General features: G+C 69.4%; 15 protein-coding genes and 1 pseudogene. 8 read left to right on the top strand and 8 right to left on the bottom strand.

Features of this window, described 5'->3' with window-relative positions; all coding sequences use genetic code 11:
• The 5 genes and pseudogenes from BKN37_RS19235 to BKN37_RS19255 form a co-directional block, all read right to left on the bottom strand.
• Positions 1–388 (bottom strand): annotated as a pseudogene (locus BKN37_RS19235) (hypothetical protein); the annotation flags it as partial.
• A gap of 11 nt (positions 389–399) precedes the next feature.
• Positions 400–1,191: an SDR family oxidoreductase gene (locus BKN37_RS19240; protein WP_071028574.1), complete on the bottom strand. Its 792-nt coding sequence runs from the start codon at positions 1,189–1,191 to the stop codon at positions 400–402.
• A gap of 160 nt (positions 1,192–1,351) precedes the next feature.
• Positions 1,352–2,197 (bottom strand): non-homologous end joining protein Ku, encoded by an 846-nt coding sequence (ku, locus tag BKN37_RS19245; protein WP_071028561.1) that lies wholly within the window; start codon positions 2,195–2,197, stop codon positions 1,352–1,354.
• A 29-nt stretch (positions 2,198–2,226) separates the two neighbouring features.
• Entirely contained in the window at positions 2,227–3,153 is a 927-nt protein-coding gene (locus tag BKN37_RS19250; protein WP_071028562.1) for a carbohydrate kinase family protein, read from the bottom strand.
• Between the two features lie 70 nt (positions 3,154–3,223).
• A complete protein-coding gene (locus tag BKN37_RS19255; RefSeq protein WP_071028563.1) occupies positions 3,224–4,633 on the bottom strand; it encodes a mannitol dehydrogenase family protein in 1,410 nt (469 codons plus the stop codon).
• 177 nt (positions 4,634–4,810) lie between these two features.
• On the opposite strand from BKN37_RS19255, the gene BKN37_RS19260 reads away from it, so the two are divergent.
• The 7 genes from BKN37_RS19260 (at position 4,811) to BKN37_RS19290 (ending at position 13,458) form a co-directional block, all read left to right on the top strand.
• Positions 4,811–7,060 (top strand): ATP-dependent DNA ligase, encoded by a 2,250-nt coding sequence (locus tag BKN37_RS19260; protein ID WP_479724559.1) that lies wholly within the window; start codon positions 4,811–4,813, stop codon positions 7,058–7,060.
• Positions 7,061–7,073: 13 nt separating this feature from the next.
• Positions 7,074–9,008 carry a fumarylacetoacetate hydrolase family protein gene (locus BKN37_RS19265; RefSeq protein WP_071028565.1) on the top strand — a complete coding sequence of 645 codons (1,935 nt, stop codon included), beginning with the start codon at positions 7,074–7,076 and terminating at the stop codon, positions 9,006–9,008.
• A 128-nt stretch (positions 9,009–9,136) separates the two neighbouring features.
• Positions 9,137–9,745, top strand: coding sequence for a TetR/AcrR family transcriptional regulator (locus tag BKN37_RS19270; protein ID WP_071028566.1), 609 nt, complete (start codon positions 9,137–9,139; stop codon positions 9,743–9,745).
• 117 nt (positions 9,746–9,862) lie between these two features.
• Complete coding sequence (locus tag BKN37_RS19275) at positions 9,863–11,380, top strand: nitric oxide reductase activation protein NorD (RefSeq protein WP_071028567.1); 1,518 nt, start codon at positions 9,863–9,865, stop codon at positions 11,378–11,380.
• Positions 11,377–12,177, top strand: a complete 801-nt coding sequence (locus tag BKN37_RS19280) for an AAA family ATPase (RefSeq protein ID WP_071028568.1) — start codon at positions 11,377–11,379, stop codon at positions 12,175–12,177. The genes BKN37_RS19275 and BKN37_RS19280 overlap by 4 nt, the downstream gene beginning before the upstream one ends.
• Before the next feature lie 150 nt (positions 12,178–12,327).
• Positions 12,328–13,017: a hypothetical protein gene (locus BKN37_RS19285; protein ID WP_370481489.1), complete on the top strand. Its 690-nt coding sequence runs from the start codon at positions 12,328–12,330 to the stop codon at positions 13,015–13,017.
• A 15-nt stretch (positions 13,018–13,032) separates the two neighbouring features.
• A complete protein-coding gene (locus BKN37_RS19290; protein ID WP_071028570.1) occupies positions 13,033–13,458 on the top strand; it encodes a hypothetical protein in 426 nt (141 codons plus the stop codon).
• A gap of 85 nt (positions 13,459–13,543) precedes the next feature.
• Here the strand turns inward: BKN37_RS19290 and BKN37_RS19295 are convergent, their stop codons facing one another.
• A complete protein-coding gene (locus BKN37_RS19295; protein WP_071028571.1) occupies positions 13,544–14,089 on the bottom strand; it encodes a hypothetical protein in 546 nt (181 codons plus the stop codon).
• Between the two features lie 106 nt (positions 14,090–14,195).
• Here BKN37_RS19295 and BKN37_RS19300 point away from each other — a divergent pair, with 106 nt between their 5' ends.
• Positions 14,196–14,990 (top strand): enoyl-CoA hydratase/isomerase family protein, encoded by a 795-nt coding sequence (locus tag BKN37_RS19300; RefSeq protein ID WP_207547267.1) that lies wholly within the window; start codon positions 14,196–14,198, stop codon positions 14,988–14,990.
• A gap of 3 nt (positions 14,991–14,993) precedes the next feature.
• On the opposite strand, the gene BKN37_RS19305 is transcribed toward BKN37_RS19300, so the two are convergent.
• Both BKN37_RS19305 and BKN37_RS19310 read right to left on the bottom strand, forming a co-directional pair.
• The gene (locus BKN37_RS19305) at positions 14,994–15,866 is read right to left on the bottom strand and encodes a TIGR03619 family F420-dependent LLM class oxidoreductase (RefSeq protein WP_071028573.1); all 873 of its coding nucleotides are present in this window, start codon (positions 15,864–15,866) and stop codon (positions 14,994–14,996) included.
• 79 nt (positions 15,867–15,945) lie between these two features.
• Positions 15,946–16,417, bottom strand: a 472-nt coding sequence (locus BKN37_RS19310; RefSeq protein WP_131823652.1) for a DUF4873 domain-containing protein, incomplete at its 5' end; no start/stop codon positions are given.

Genomic DNA, 16,417 nt, shown 5'->3' on the forward strand with positions numbered 1-16,417 from the left:
CCTGCCACGGGTACTGCAGGAACACCGCGCTGCTGCCGACGACGTTGACGCCGGCGGCCAGGATGCGCCGGTAATCCTCCAGCGCCTCGGGCAGCCGGTTGTCGGCCATCGCGGTGTAGACCACGCAGTCCGGTTTGGCGGCCAACACCGCATCCAGGTCGGTGGTGGCGGTGACGCCGGTCGAACCGTCAAGGCCGGCAAGCGCGGCCGCGTCCGTGCCGGCCTTGGACTGCGAGGACACCCACACCCCGGTCAGCTCGTAGTCCGGGTTGGTGATCAGCGCCCTGAGGGCGTGGGCGCCGACGTTGCCGGTGCCGATCTGGGCGACGCGCAATGGCGCGCGCTGCTCCTCGCCGCTTCGCTCTGCATCGTCGACAGCGGTAGTCATTAGTCAGGTCCTCACAGGTCCGGGATGGGCAGGTCAAGGTTGGGGAAGGTGATGCCGCCGTCGACTTCCAGCGTCTTGCCGGTCAGATAGGCCCCGGCCGGAGACGCCAAATACACCGCGGCGGCGGCGATGTCGGTAGGGTCCCCGAGCCGGCGCAGCGGCGTGGCCTTCTCCATCGGGGCGCGCAGTTCCTCGTTGGCGGCCACCACATCCAGCGCCGAGGTGAGGATCGACCCGGGCGCGATCGCGTTGACCCGGATCCGCGGGCACAGGTCCAGCGCGGCCAACCGGGTGTAGTGGGCCAGCGCCGCCTTGGCGGTGCCGTAGGCGGCGAAGCCGCGCCCGGCCAGCCGGCCCATGGTGGAGGTGATGTTGATGATCGCCCCGCCGCCGGAATGTTCGAGCATCAGCGGCACCGCCGCGGTGGTCAGCGCGTGGGCGGTGCCGACGTTGAACGTGAACGCGTCCTTGAGGTCTTTGGTCGCGGTGGTCAGCAGCGCGTTGGGCATGGTTCCGCCGACGTTGTTGACGACGATGTCGAGCTGGCCGAATGCGTCGATCGCCTGCCCGGCGAGTTTCGCGGTGTCCTCCGGGTGGGCGAGATCGGCGACGACGACATGGGCGCGCCGCCCCGCGCCGCGGATCTGTTCGGCGACGGTCTCTAGTTCGGATTGGGTTCGGGAGGCGATGACGACGTCCGCGCCGGCCTCGGCGAAGGCCAGCGCGATGGCCGCGCCCAGTCCGCGGCCGGCCCCGGTGACCACCGCTGTCTTGTTGTCGAGACGAAACTTGTCCAAGATCACCGCGCCACGGTAGCAAGCCCCGGCCACCCGCGGGGCGGCTTTCTGAAACACGTTCTAGTTCGCGCGGCGGGCGGCGGCGTCGACCGTGCAGGTTGTCGTGAAAATGCCGCCGAGTTCGCGCAAGAAGCTGCACACTCGGCGCCCAAGGGGCCCGAACCGGTCAGGACTTGGATTTCGCGCGGCCCTTGGCGGGGGCCTTCTTCGCCGGCGCCTTCTTGGAGCGCGATTTCACGCTGGCCTCCAGCTTGGCCAGCAGGTCGGAGACGTCCTCGGTCTCGTCGAGCTCGGCGGGCTGCTCCTCGGCGGTGAACGCCTCGCCGCCCTCGAGCTTGGCCTCGATCAGCTCATGCAGTTCTTCCTGGTAGGTGTCGTGGTAGCGGTCCGGGTCGAAATCGTCGGCCATCGACTCGACCACCTGCCCGGCCATCTTCAGCTCCGACTGTTTGATCTCGACCTTCTTGTCCAGCACCGGGAAGTCGGGGTCGCGGATCTCGTCGGGCCACAGCAGGGTGTGGATCACCATCACGTCGCGTTTACTGAAATCCTTCACCCGCAACGCCGCCAGCCGGGTCTTGTTGCGCAGGGTAAAGTGCACGATCGCCACCCGGTCGGTGTCGGCCAGCGTCTTGGCCAGCAGCACATAGGATTTGGCCGATTTCGAATCCGGCTCCAAAAAGTAGCTGCGGTCATACATCATCGGATCCAGATCGCTGGCCGGCACGAATTCCAGCACCTCGATTTCGTGGCCGCGTTCCTCGGGCAGGGTCGCGATGTCGTCGTCGGTGATCACCACCATCTGGCCGTCATCGGATTCGTAGGCGCGGGCGATGTCGGCGTACTCGACGACCTCGCCGCACACCTCGCAGACCCGCTTGTACCGGATGCGTCCGTGGTCCTTGGCGTGCACCTGGCGAAACTTGATGTCGTGGTCCTCGGTGGCGCTGTACACCTTGACCGGGACGTTGACCAGGCCGAAGGCGATCGAGCCTTTCCAGATCGAACGCATAACGCCAGTATGCCCACATCACGGGGCATCTACTCGCGACGCGCCGCCGCGTCCCGGGCGGCCCGATCGGGCAGGTCAGCACCGGCGCGGGCGACGGTGAGGGCCGCTGACAGGTTCGCGATCTCCAGCGCCGCGGTCAGCGCGTCCAGGCTGATCCGTTCCAGGTCGCCACGCCGATCTGCGCCGAGCAACCCGTGCTGCCACAGCGCGTCGATCAGCCCGACCATGAACGCATCCCCGGCGCCGACGGTGTCCACCACCGCCACCGGCCGGGCCGCGACCCGCGCGGTCCCGGCCGCGCACACCGCGAAGGCGCCCCGCTCACCCAGCGTCACCGCCACGATCGAGGGGCCCGAGGCCAGCCAGCTTCGGGCGATCCGCTCGGCCGACCGGTCCGGGTCGATCCAGCGCAGGTCCTCGTCGCTGACCTTGACGACGTCGCTGCGTTCGACGAGGTGTTCAATGCGTTCGCGTCCCAGCACCGGATCGGGGAGCAACCCGGGGCGCACGTTGGGGTCCAGGGTCACGGTGGCCGAGATTCGGTAGGCGTCGATCAGCGCGGCGACCGCCAGACAGCCGGGATCCAGCGCGGCGGCGATCGACCCGGTGTGCACCAGCAGCGGGGGCGGCACCGTCGAGGAGCCCGGCAGCTGCCAGTCGATATCGAAGGCGTAGGCCGCCGAGCCGTCCTCGGCCAGGGTGACCCGCGCGGTGGAGGTCCGCGCGGCCGTCGTCCCGGCCGGGACCAGCCGGGCACCCGAGGCGGTCACGTAGTCGGCGATCCGGTGCCCGCGCGGGTCGTCGCCGATGTGGGTCCAGAAATCCACCGGGCGACCCAACCGGCCCAGCCCGACCGCGACATTGAGCGGGCTGCCGCCGACATACTCCCCGCTGACCTGCCCGTCGCGCTCGACGATGTCGATCAGCGCTTCACCGATCACCAGTGCTCTGCTCACTGGCGCCGCTCCTCTTCATCGCTTCGTCCCCCTCGTCGGGGTGCCCCCACTGCATCGTCGGCGGCGCGGTTCATGGGTGCTCCTTACCCAGCAACGCCTCCAGCGTCGCCCGCGCCCCGCGGCGATGCAAGGAATCCAACGCCCACCCGTAGTCCGCCACGAACCGGGGCTGACGCGCCAGATCCCCGAACAGCGCGGTGTTCTCGATGAACGCGGTGGGCTGGCTGCGCTGCGAGCGGGCCAGCGGCACCAGCGACGCGGCCAGCCGGTCGATGACCTCAATGGGCTGGCCCCGCTCGTCGACGCCCTCGGCGTAGCGCGCCCAGGCGGCGACCGCCGCCGACGCCAGCCGGATCGGTGCCCCGCCGACCAGGTTGGCTCGAATCACCGGCAGCAGCCATTTCGGGATGCGGTCCGAGGCGTGCGCGCACAGCCGCGGAATCGTGTCGCGCACACCGGGGTTGGCGAACCGGTCGAGCAGGGTGCGCTGGTAGTCGGCCAGGTCGATCCCGGGCACCGGTGGCAGCGTCGGCGCCGCCTCGCACGCCAAGTAGCCGCGCAGCAGCCCGGCCAACAGCGGGTCGCGGGCCGCGTCGGCGACCAACCGGTAGCCGCACAGGTAGCCGAAGTAGGCCAGGCACTGGTGGCCGGCGTTGAGCAGCCGCAGCTTCATCAACTCATACGGGGCCACATCGTCGACCAGCAGCACCCCGGCCCGCTCCCACGGCGGTCGGCCGTCGGCGAAGTCGTCCTCAAGCACCCAGGCGGTGAACGGCTCGGTGCTCACCGGCCAGCCGTCCGTGACGCCGAAATCACCCTCCAGCGCGGCCGCGACCTCCGGGGTGGTGGCCGGGGTGATCCGGTCCACCATCGAGTTCGGGAACCGGGTGCGCGCGGTGATCCAGCCGGCCAGGCCCGGATAGCGGTGTTCGGCGTGGATCGTCACCGCCCGGCGTGCCGCCGCGCCGTTGTGTTCGATGTTGTCGCACGACATGATCGTCGGCGCGGGCAGGCCGCGGTCGCGCCGACGCGCCAGGGCCGCGGTGATCAGGGCGAACGCCGGCCCGTCGGGGTCCTGGTAGCCGCCCTCGGTGATGGTCAGCGAGATGATCCGGGTGCCGGGCGCGGCGAGCAGGTCGATCACCGCCGCGGGATCGTCGGGGGCGTAGCGGTAGTCCACGATCGAGCCGATCACCCGCGGGTCGCGACGGCCGTCCGGGTGCGCCACGACCAGCGTGTACAGCCCGTCCTGGCCGCACAGCACGTCGCGCATCCGGCGGTCGTCGGGCAGCACCCCCACCCCGCAGATGCCCCAGTCCCGAGCCAGGCCCTGGCCCAGCAGCCGGTCGAGGTAGGCGGCTTGATGCGCGCGGTGGAACGCGCCGACACCGAAATGCGCAATGCCGATCCCGATTTCGCTGCGGTCATAGCCCGGTGCGGCGATCGGCAGCCGGCCCAGCGCCGCATTGGTCAGCTTCATGGCAGGTCCACACGGCTCATCATGCCGCCAGGCCGGCGGGCGCGCCCGGCTTCTCGCCGCAACGCACGTTGAGTCTGCGCGTAGGGCGCAAAAGTTCGAGTAACCCGCGCCCTGGACGCAGAGTCAACGCGAATCCGGCGCCCGATGCGAGAACATGGACCGGTGACGGCGACGCAGGTGTGGCCCCCGGGGGCGACCTCCGGACCGCGGGTCCAGCTGACCAACGCCGACAAGGTGCTGTACCCGGCCAGCGGTACCACCAAGGCCGACGTCTTCGACTACTACACGCGCATCGCCGAGGTGATGCTGCCGCATATCGCCGGGCGTCCGGCGACCCGCAAGCGGTGGCCCAACGGGGTCGAGCAGCCGTCGTTCTTCGAAAAGAACCTGGCCGACTCCGCGCCGGACTGGCTGCGCCGCGGCACCGTCGCGCACCGGTCCGGCACCACCAGCTACCCGATCCTCGACGACACCACGGCGCTGGCCTGGATCGCGCAGCAGGCGGCGCTGGAGGTGCATGTGCCGCAGTGGCGGTTCGTCGGTGGGAAGCCCGGCCCGGCAACACGATTGGTGTTCGACCTGGACCCCGGCGACGGCGTGACCATGGCCCAGCTGGCCGAACTGGCCCGCACCATCCGGGATTTGATCGGCGATATCGGCTTGACCACCTTCCCGCTGACCAGCGGCAGCAAAGGGCTGCACCTGTATGTCCCGCTGGACAAGCCGGTGAGCAGCCGCGGCGCGGCGGTGTTGGCCAAACGCATTGCGCAGCAACTGGAGCAGGAGGCGCCCACGCTGGTCACCTCGACGATGACCAAGAGCGTGCGGGCCGGCAAGGTGTTCGTGGACTGGAGCCAAAACAACGGGTCGAAGACCACCATCGCCCCGTATTCGCTGCGCGGCCGTGAGCTGCCCACCGTGGCCGCGCCCCGCAGCTGGGAGGAACTCGACGACCCCGAGCTGCGGCAGCTGCGCTACGACGAAATGCTGGCCCGGGTCGGCGCCGACGGTGACCTGTTGGCGGCGCTGGACGCCGATCTGGGCGCCGCCGACAGACTCGACGTCTACCGCAGCATGCGCAATGCGGGCAAAACCCCCGAACCGCTACCCAAATCCGCCGCGCCCGCCGGCAATAACGATCGGTTCGTCATCCAGGAGCACCACGCCCGCCGGCTGCATTACGACTTTCGGCTGGAGCGCGACGGGGTCATGGTGAGCTGGGCGGTGCCCAAGAACCTGCCCGACACCCCGGCGGTCAACCATCTGGCCGTGCACACCGAGGACCACCCGCTGGAATACGCGACGTTCGAGGGCACCATCCCGAAGGGCGAATACGGCGCCGGCCGGGTGATCATCTGGGACGCCGGCAGCTACGACACCGAGAAGTTCCGCGACGACGAAGTAATTGTCACCCTGCACGGCGAGCGGATCTCCGGGCGGTACGCGCTGATTCAGACCAACGGCGACCAGTGGCTGGCGCACCGGATGAAAGACCAGAAGGTGTTCGTCTTCGAGCAGCTGTCCCCGATGCTGGCCACCGAGGGCTCGGTGGCGGTGCTGACCGCCGAGCAGTGGGCGTTCGAGGGCAAGTGGGACGGCTACCGGTTGTTGGTGGAGGCCGACCACGCCAACCTGCGGCTGCGATCACGCAGCGGACGCGACGTCACCGCCGAATTCCGGCAGCTGCAGTCGGTGGCCGACGCCGTGGCCGACCACCGGGTGGTGCTCGACGGCGAGGTCGTCGTGCTCGACGACGCGGGCGTGCCCAGCTTCACCGCGATGCAAAACCGCGGGCGCAGTGCCGCACTCGAGTTCTGGGCGTTCGACCTGCTCTACCTGGACGGCCGGTCGCTGCTGCGGGCCCGCTACCGGGATCGGCGGCGGCTGCTGGAAACGCTGGCCGCCGGCACCGATCTGATCGTGCCGCCGCTGCTGCCCGGCGACGGGGCCGCGGCGCTGGACTACTCCCGCGACCGCGGCTGGGAGGGCGTGGTCGCCAAGAAGTGGGACTCCCCGTATCAGCCGGGGCGTCGAGCCGCGTCGTGGGTCAAGGACAAACACTGGAACACCCAGGAGGTCGTCATCGGCGGCTGGCGCGCCGGTGAAGGCGGCCGCAGCGGCGGCATCGGGTCGCTGCTGATGGGTATCCCCGGCCGCGGCGGGCTGCAGTTCGCCGGGCGGGTCGGCACCGGCTTCACCCAACGCGACCTGGCCCGGCTCCAGAAGACCCTGGCGCCGTTGTACACCGACGACTCGCCGTTCAACGCCCCGCTGGGCACCCAGGACGCCAAGGGCGTCACGTTTGTCCGGCCGACCCTGGTCGGCGAGGTGCGTTACAGCGAATGGACATCGGACGGCCGGCTACGCCAACCCAGTTGGCGAGGACTGCGGCCGGACAAGACACCGGACCAGGTGGTCCGCGAATGACGGGAGGTAGCGCATGCGCTGGGTGACCTATCGGGACGGTGCGGGTGAACGCACCGGGGTGTTGTCCGGGGAGGCGATCCACCCGCTGCCGGCCGGTGTCACGCTGCTGGAGCTGATTCGGGGTGGCCCCGCCGGGCTGCGCCGCGCCGGCGAGGAGGCGCTGCGGGCACCGGCCACGGCGCGGCTGGCCGAGGTGACGCTGATGGCGCCGATCCCGCGCCCGCCGTCGATCCGGGACTCGCTGTGCTTTTTGGAGCACATGCGCAACTGCCAGGCCGCGATGGGCGGGGGCCGGGTGCTCAAGGACACCTGGTATCGGGTGCCGGCGTTCTACTTCGCCTGCCCGGCCACCGTGCTGGGACCCTACGACGACGCGCCGATGGCGCCGGGCAGCGCCTGGCAGGACTTCGAATTGGAGATCGCGGCGGTGATCGGGGTAGCCGGTAAGGACCTGTCGGTCGCCGAGGCCGAGGCGGCGATCATCGGCTACACCATCTTCAACGACTGGTCGGCGCGCGATCTGCAGCAACTGGACAGCCAACTGGGCATCGGGCAGGCCAAGGGCAAGGACAGCGGCGTCACGTTGGGCCCCTACCTGGTCACCCCCGACGAGCTGGAGCCCTACCGCCGCGGCGGCAAACTCGGCCTCGGCGTCACCGCGCTGGTCAACGACACCGTGATCGGCTCCGGGTCGACCGCGACGATGGACTGGAGCTTCGGCGAAGTCATCTCCTACGCCTCGCGCGGGGTGACCCTGGCCCCCGGCGACGTCGTCGGCTCCGGCACCGTGCCGACCTGCACCCTGGTCGAACACCTGAGCCTGAGCGCACCGGAAACCTTCCCCGGCTGGCTGCACGACGGTGACGTGGTCACCCTGCGGGTGCAAGGCCTCGGCGAAACCCGGCAAACCGTGCGCGCCACACCCGCGCCGCACCCGTTGCCGGCGCGGCCCAACCCGGACGCCGGCCCGGCTGCGCCGCGGGTTAATCCGGCGCCGGCGAAGATTCCGTACACCCGCGGGCTGCACCAGGTCGGCGACCGGGTGTGGGCCTGGACGCTGCCCGACGGCGGCTACGGCTGGAGCAACGCCGGGCTTATCGTCGGTGACGGCGCTTCGCTGCTGGTCGACACGCTGTTCGATCTGCCGTTGACCCGGGAGATGCTGGCCGCGATGGCACCGCTGACCGCCGCGGCGCCGGTCACCGACGCGGTGATCACCCATTCCAACGGCGACCACACCCACGGCAATCAGCTGCTGGACCGCGCGGTGCGCATCATCGCCGCCGCCGGCACCGCCGCGGAGATCGCGCACGGCATGGCCCCGGAGATGCTGACGTTGACCCAGACCGCCGACCTGGGCCCGGTCGCCACCCGCTACGCCCGGGAGCGCTTCGGACCCTTCGATTTCCGGGGGATCCGGCTGCGCAACGCCGACCAGACGTTCGACGACGAGCTGAGCATCGAGGTCGGCGGCCGGCCGGTCCGGGTGCTGAACCTGGGGCCGGCCCACACCGCCGCCGACTCCGTCGTGCACGTCCCCGACGCCGGGGTGCTGTTCGCCGGGGATCTGTTGTTCATCGGGTGCACCCCGATCGTGTGGGCCGGCCCGATCGCCAACTGGGTGGCGGCCTGCGACGCGATGATCGGGCTGGACGCCCCCACCGTGGTGCCCGGCCACGGCCCGATCACCGACCCGGACGGGATCCGCGCGGTCCGCGGCTACCTGCTGCACGTGGCCGAGCAGGCCGACGCCGCCCACGGCAGGGGCCTGTCGTTCGCCGAGGCGGCCGACGGGATCGACCTCGGCGAGTACGCGACGTGGCTGGACGCCGAACGTGTCGTCGTCAACGTGTATCAGCGCTACCGCGAACTCGACGCCGACACACCGCGATTGGAGCTGATGGCGCTGCTGGGCCTGCAGGCCGAGTGGCTGGCCAAGCGCGGCTGAGTTAGTCCCGCGAGCAGACACAAAAGCCCCCTTTCGACCCGCGAAAAGGGGGCTTTTGCGTCTGCTCGGCCGCATTACTGACACAAGTCATTGACTAGAGTCAGCGAATCGGCTACAAATAGCGAACCATGCCGCGAGTGACCGAGAAGCTATCCGCGCGGGAGACGCAGCGTCTGCAGACGCGTCAGCGCCTGTTGCGGGCGGCGCTGACCGAGTTCAAACGCGCGGGGATGGCCGAGGCCGACGTCGGCGCCATCGTCGCCGCCGCCGGCGTCGCGCACGGCACCTTCTACTTCCATTTCCCGACCAAAGAACACGTGCTCTTCGAGCTGGAACGGCGCGAGGAGCAACGGCTGGCCGACGAGTTCGCCCGCTTCCTGGAAACACCGCACGATTTGGCCGCGGCGTTGACCGAGGTGGTGCGGGTGGTGGCCGCACTCGAACAACGGCTGGGCAGCCTGTTGTTCAAAGACTTTCTGGCCCTGCACTTCTCGTCGAACCGGCCACCGGACGACGAGTGGACCGACCACCCGCTGATCGTGCTGGTCGTTCAGGAACTCGAGCGAGCCCGCGACGCCGGCGAGGCCTGCGCGGAGGTGGACCCCTTCCACAGTGCGGTGTTTTTCCTGCTGGGGTTGTATTCGCTGCTGACCACGACGCGGACGTCGGAGACGCTGCGCGCCGACATGTTGGACACCTTCGTCGCCACCGCGCTGCGGGGCATGGAAGCTCGATGAGAGGGAGACCTGACCTATGTGGCAAGAAATCCTGCGCCTGCTGCTCGCCTGGGGCGCCATCTGCGGCATGGTCGCGTTCTGGTACTGGATGATGAGCAACATCGGCACGTTCTGACCATGACCACCGCGTTAGCCGTTGAGCGCAGCTGTGCGCTGACCGCCGTCGCCCTGTCGGACCGCCGCCGAGCGGGGGTGCGGCTGATCTCCGGGGAGCGGCGCTGCTTCGGGCTGAACTCCGCCCGCAGCCTCGTGCAGGTCCCGTACCCGCCGCCGGTGGCCGACTGGACCCGGCGCACCGTGACCTGCGGTGTGGCGCTGCAGTGTTCGCCGTCCAAGGACCGCATCGCCGGCTACCCGCTGCACGAGTATGCGCCGCGGCGCCGCGCGGCGCTGGCACTGGTGGAAGGCGGTGTCGCGCTGGGGTGGGTCGCCGCGCGGTGGCCGGGGCTGCTGGCCGAAACCCAACGGGTGCTGCCCGGTATCGAGCCCCTGGACCCCGACCTGGACGGCGCCGAAATGCTGCACCGTGCCGCGGAATTGACGCGGTCCCGGCAACCGCTGCCCAGCCACCCGCTGCTCGGACAGCTGCCGCTGGCCGCCGCGGCGCACGGCGCCCTGGGCACCGCGATCCGGCGCGCCTACGGCCGGATGCCGTGGACCACGCCGCGCAAGGACGCCAAGCGGCTGATGTCGGTGCCGGTGGGCGGCGAAGGGGGCGTGCGCAATCCGAACCTGCCGCCGCCGAGCCGCCCGGAGAACGACGACATCGAGATCCGCCCCGATCAGCGCGCCGGCATCCCGTACCCGGAGTGGAACGCCTGGACGCAGCGGTTTCTCACCGACCATGTCGCGGTCCTGGAGCGCAGGCACGCGGCGCGGGGCCGGCGGCTCGCGGCGGTTTCCCCCGAGCTGCGGCGCTGGTTCGAAGAGCACACCCACCGCGCGATGCGCACCGGCCTGGAGGACGGATCCGATCTGGACCTCGACCGCTACGTCAGCCACTACGTCGACACCCTTACCGGCACCGCGACCCAACCACGGGTGTTCCGCGACCTGCTGCCCAGCTGCCGCGACGTCAGCACCGCGGTGTTGCTGGACGGCAGCTCCTCGCTGGGCATACACGGCGGCCGGATCTTCCGGCTGGAGCTGGCCTGCGCCGACGCGTTGTCCCGCGCCATGACGCTGGCCCGGGAACGCCACGGCATCTTCGTGTTCAGCGGCAACACCCGGCACCGCGTCGAGGTGCGCTGCCTGAAGGACTTCGACGACACCCATGCCGTCGACCCCAGCGGGTCGGGGCTGGCCACCGGTGGCTACACCAGACTCGGTGCCCCGCTGCGGCATTTGACCAGCCGGCTGCTGGCCCAGCCGTCGGAGCGGCGGCTGCTGATTGTGATCGGGGACGGCCTGATGTCCGATGAGGGCTACGAGGGCCGCTACGCCTGGGCCGATGTCGCGCATGCCGTGCAGGAAGCGGGCGAGGTCGGCGTGACCGTGTACTACCTGGGCGTCGGGCCCGCCCGGGTCGATCCGCTGCCGGAGGTGTTCGGGCCGCGGCGGTCTCAGCGGATCCGGCGGGTCGAGGAGCTGCCGCGGGTGCTGGCCCACGTGCATCGCGAGCTGGTGGCCGCATGAGCGACCTCTACTACGCCACCGGTAACGAGATCTCGTTGTTCGAGCGGGCCTTTCAGCAGCGGCTGCCGGTCATGCTCACCGGCCCCACCGGCTGCGGCAAGACCCGATTGGTCGAGCACATGGGCGGCCTGCTGGGGCGGCCGGTGGTCACCATCAGCTGCCACGACGACCTGACCAGCTCCGATCTGGTGGGCCGGTTCCTGGTGACCGGCGGCGACGTGGTGTGGACCGACGGCCCGCTGACCCGGGCGGTCAAAGACGGCGCCCTCTGCTACCTCGACGAGGTGGTCGAAGCCCGGCACGATTCGCTGGCCATCCTGCATTCCCTGACCGACCACCGGCGCGCCCTGTACCTGGATCGGGCCGGGGAAGTGGTGCACGCGCCGGAGTCGTTCATGCTGGTCTGCTCCTACAACCCGGCCTACCGCAGCTCGCTCAAGGAGCTGAAACCGTCGTTCCGGCAACGCTTCGTGACCCTGGCCATGGACTACCTGGCACCCGATCGGGAGGCCGAAGTGCTGGTCAAGGAGGCCGGCATCGACCTGCCGACCGCGCAGCGGCTGGTGGCCTGCGCCACCGGCATCCGCCGCGCCGACGACGCGTTTCATTTCGAACCGCCGTCCACCCGGGTGCTGGTCACCGCGGCCCAGCTGATCGCCGCCGGCGCAGCAGAACTCGAGGCTGCCGACGCCTGCATCCTGGCGCCGCTCAGCAGCGACGGCGCCCTGTCCGACGGGTTACGCGAAATCGCCGCGGCCACCCTGTCGGCCACCGACGGATCACCGACGCAACGGTGAGGAAAGGACCCTGCCCGTGAATGACCAAGACCGCAAACGTAAACGCGCGATGATCGCCTTCCAGCTCTTCGCCTACGGCTGGCTGCTGTCGATGTTCTTGATCCAGCTGCACATGTACATGGTTCGGGATTGGTAGGGGAGAGCGTGAACGTGCCCACGGTTTCCGCCGATTCGCTGACCTACGACGAACACCTGGAGCAATCCCGCCAGGCGCAACGCCAAGCCGACCGCTGGCTCATCGGCGGTTCGCTGCTGATCGGCACCATGTTCATCGGCTTCGCCGGCCTGCCGTTTTTCCTGCGCGGGGTGTGGCTGCAACGCAAGGCGCAGCAGTCCGGGCTGTCGGTGCGGCCCGTCATCGTCACGTTGATCGGCTATCTGGTGATCGTCGACGCCGCCCTGAACAGCTTGGGGTGGTCGCTGGACCTGCTGGCCAACCACACGCTGTTGAACCGCACCATCATCACCGCCTGGGGCAACTTCTTCGACGCCGGATACTTCTGGCATTACAACGAGCTGTGGATCGGCGGGGCGGGCGCGCCGGGGGAGAAGGCATGGGAGGTCGCGCTCATCCTCACGGTGTTCACCATGCGCATCGCCGCGGCGATCGCGTTCTTGCAGATGAAGCGGTGGGGCCATCAGTGGCTGATCGTCACCTGCTGGTTCGGCATCGTCATCTGGATCGGCTACACGTTCAACATGACCATGTACGCCGACATCCGCTACGCCGGCGTGGTGTTGCCGGTGATCGGCTGGTGGATCTACGACATCTTCTACATCACACCATTTTTGGCGATCCCGTATCTGCACACCGTCAACCGGGAAATCTTCTCCGACTGAGAAAGGACGCTGCACATGAGCACATCGACGTCGGACGAGACGCCCCCGCAGGAGCTTCCGCTGGGCACCACACCGATCTTCGCGCGGATGCACAAGTGGCTCAAACGCGGACTGTTCGTGTGCCTGTTCGGGTTGGTGATCGAGGGCTCGTTCACCATGCCCGCGCTGGCGGTCTGGTACGGCTGGCCGACGCTGTCGTTCCGCGAGATCTGCAGCGAGCTGATGAAGGTCCGCTACTCCGACGACACCGCCGAATGCGCGTTCCCGTATCCGATGGGCGGCGCGCCGTTCGGCGGGGCGCCCGAAGCGGCCGGGCAACACACCGCACAGGACAAGTGGGGGGTGCAACCGGTGCCGCAGTATCACCGGATCGGGTTCCGGGAGTTGGTCAAGATCCACGACGAGCGGCTGGCCCGCCACGCCGCGCCGGGGCGAAACTAGGACCGCGAGCAGACGCAGAATCGCACTGTCGGGGCCCGAATCATGCGATTCTGCGTCTGCTCGCCGGGAAGGAGTCCCGGGGAGGTCACGGCAGCAACGGCAGCCGCCACAACGGGGTGCCGGTGTCGATCAGCCACAACTGGGTGGCGGTCAGCCGCAGGATGCGCAGCGCGCCGACAATCAGGATGGCCGCCAGCGGCAGCGACACCCCCGCGGTCAGCAGCGACACCCACAAGTCGCGCGGGCCGGCGGTCATGACGTCGAACCACACGTCGCAGACCAGCAACACCCCGGTGGTGAACGCGGACAGGATCAACACCTGACGGCGCAGAAAACCCAGGATCGCGGTGCCGGCCATGAACAGCACCAGCAGCGTGTCGAAACCCACCCAGGTCGCCGGCCAGTTATGGGCGACGTAGGTGTCCGGCAGCGTCAACGCCAGATAGACGATCCACGGAATCAATCCCACCGCACCGCTGATCATCAGCCCGAGCCGAATCCGGCGCTCCCGCTCGTAGGTCGTCGCGGGCACCAGCTCGGCCAGCGGCCGTCGTAGCCGACGAATCAGGTCGCGACGCTGGGCGGCGGACATGGCGGCGATCGTCGCGTCGGAGACGAGGTCTTCGGTCATAGACAGCTCTCTACCACCCCGGCGAGCAGACACAAAAGCCCCTTCCAGGGCCCGATTTTGGGGGCTTTTGCGTCTGCTCGGCGGTTATGTTGAACCCATGGCGGCGGTGGACGTGAAGACCCTGGACAACCAGATCGGCTGCGTGACGTTGAACCGGCCCAACCGGCTGAACGCCATCGACGGCGCCCTGCTCGACGGGATGGACGCCGCGTTGGACCGGCTCGGCACCGGGGAATTCCGGGTCGCCGTCCTGACCGGCGCCGGGCGGGGCTTTTGCGCCGGCGCCGACCTGAGCGGCACCGGGGAGCCGTGGACCAAGCCCAGCCGCAGCCCGGCGTTCAAGACCACCTACGACGCTCAGGTGCGGCTCGCCGACCAGCTCACCCGGCTCTACGAGTTGCCCATCCCGGTGATCGCCGCCGTCAACGGCGTCGCCGTCGGCGGCGGTTTGGCTTTCGCGCTGCACTGCGACATCCGCATCGCCGCCGAGGCGGCCCGGTTCGGGTCGGTGTTCATCAAGGCCGGGTTCTCGTCGATGGACATGGGCACCAGCTATCTGTTGCCCAAAATCGTCGGCGCCGGGGTGGCCCGCGAACTGATGCTGACCGGCCGCATCATCGACGCCGACGAGGCCTACCGGATCAAGCTGGTGCACGAGGTGGTGGCCGCCGACGAGCTGCTGACCGCCGCAACGACGATGGCCCGCTCGATCGTCGACAACAACGCCTACGGCGTGTGGCAGACCAAGATCGGGCTCAACGCCGCGCTGGACGCGCCCAGCCTGCGGCACGCCAAGGAGATCGAGAACCGCACCCAGATCCTCAGCGGATTCACCAACAACCCGGCCGAGGCCGCCAAGGCCCACCAGGAGAAGCGTTCACCGATCTGGGATCCGCTGTAGCGGTTACACTTTCGCGATCACCTGGTCGGCGAACCGCTCCAGGTTGGCGATTTTGTCCGCCAGCGGCTGGGTGTCGGGGCCGATGATGTAGGGAACTCGGAAACCCACGATGACGTCGGTGACGCCCTTGTCCTCCAGCCGTTTGACGCCGTCGACGGTGAAGCCGTCCAGCGAGATCACGTGGATTTCAAATGGCCGAGTACGGGCCACCTCTTCTTCCTGCCGCAACTGGCCCAGCCGGGCGATCAGCCGGTCGAGTTCGTCGGCGTCGCCGCCGCCGTGCATCCAGCCGTCGGCGCGGGCCGCGCGCCGCAGCGCGGCGTCGGCGTGCCCGCCGACCAGGATCGGGATCGGCTGCGTGGGCGCCGGCGTCATCTTGGTCTTCGGGATGTCGTAGAACTCGCCGTGGAACTCGAAATAGTCCCCGGTGGTCAAGCCCTGGATGATCTCGATGCACTCGTCCATCCGCTTGCCGCGCCGAGCGAACGGGACCCCCAGCAGCTCGTAATCCTCGGGCCACGGGCTGGTGCCCACCCCGAGCGCGAGCCGGTTGCCGATCAGCGCCGCCAACGAACCCGCCTGCTTGGCCACCAGCGCCGGCGGGCGGATCGGCAGCTTGAGCACAAACGGGGTGAACCGCAATGTGCTGGTCACCGCGCCCAGCGCCGCGGTCAGCACGAACGTCTCGATGAACGCCTTGCCGTCCAGGAACTCGCGGTTGCCGTCGGGGGTGTAGGGGTATTTCGAGTCCGACTCGAACGGGTAGGCGAGGCTGTCCGGGATGGTCATGCTGGTGTAGCCGGCCGCCTCGGCCGCCTGCGCCAGCGGCACATAAAACGAGGGGTCGGTCATGGCTTCGGCGTAGCTGAACCGCACGTCATCTCCTTGGCAGTCTGGGGGACCACCAAATACTAGAACGTGTTCTAATTTTGCGGGCGGGTTTGGTGGCGCCGCATCAGACCGTGGCGCGCGGCGGCAGCGCGATTTCGACGTCGGGCAGCGGGAACGGCGGGTAGCCGGCGATCCCGACCACCGCCAGCGTGCCCCACGGGGTCCGTTCGGTGATGCGGGCCGCGCCGCTGTGCTCGCCGATGCGGATGCTGACCTGCGAACCGGTCACCCGGGTGCCCGGCAGGTCCGCGAAAAGCGTGCCCTGCCAGTGGTATTGACCGTCGATCGGGTCGAAATGCCCGGCCAACCGGACCCGGGCGTCATGCTGCTGGCCGTCGTGGGTCAGCGTGGCCGGGCCGTCGTAGACCTCGTCGTCGGCGCCCACCGAGCCGGTGAGGTAGAACCGGGACAGCCCGCGGGTCGGCAGCCGCCGATGCACCCGGATCCGCGACCGGGCCTCGATGCGGGTGGACCCGCCGCGCCGCACCGCCGCCAGGCAGCCGGCCACGTAGCGGGCCTGCCGGGCGGTGTGCGGG

The organism is Mycobacterium talmoniae (assembly GCF_001854525.1).
Lineage (GTDB): Bacteria > Actinomycetota > Actinomycetes > Mycobacteriales > Mycobacteriaceae > Mycobacterium > Mycobacterium talmoniae.

Coding starts and splice junctions, on each gene's coding strand:
- BKN37_RS19255 (WP_071028563.1), bottom strand. CDS start 4,633: ATGAAGCTGACCAATGCGGCGCTGGGCCGGCTGCCGATCGCCGCACCG.
- BKN37_RS19280 (WP_071028568.1), top strand. CDS start 11,377: ATGAGCGACCTCTACTACGCCACCGGTAACGAGATCTCGTTGTTCGAG.
- BKN37_RS19290 (WP_071028570.1), top strand. CDS start 13,033: ATGAGCACATCGACGTCGGACGAGACGCCCCCGCAGGAGCTTCCGCTG.
- BKN37_RS19270 (WP_071028566.1), top strand. CDS start 9,137: ATGCCGCGAGTGACCGAGAAGCTATCCGCGCGGGAGACGCAGCGTCTG.
- BKN37_RS19295 (WP_071028571.1), bottom strand. CDS start 14,089: ATGACCGAAGACCTCGTCTCCGACGCGACGATCGCCGCCATGTCCGCC.
- ku (WP_071028561.1), bottom strand. CDS start 2,197: ATGCGTTCGATCTGGAAAGGCTCGATCGCCTTCGGCCTGGTCAACGTC.
- BKN37_RS19265 (WP_071028565.1), top strand. CDS start 7,074: ATGCGCTGGGTGACCTATCGGGACGGTGCGGGTGAACGCACCGGGGTG.
- BKN37_RS19275 (WP_071028567.1), top strand. CDS start 9,863: ATGACCACCGCGTTAGCCGTTGAGCGCAGCTGTGCGCTGACCGCCGTC.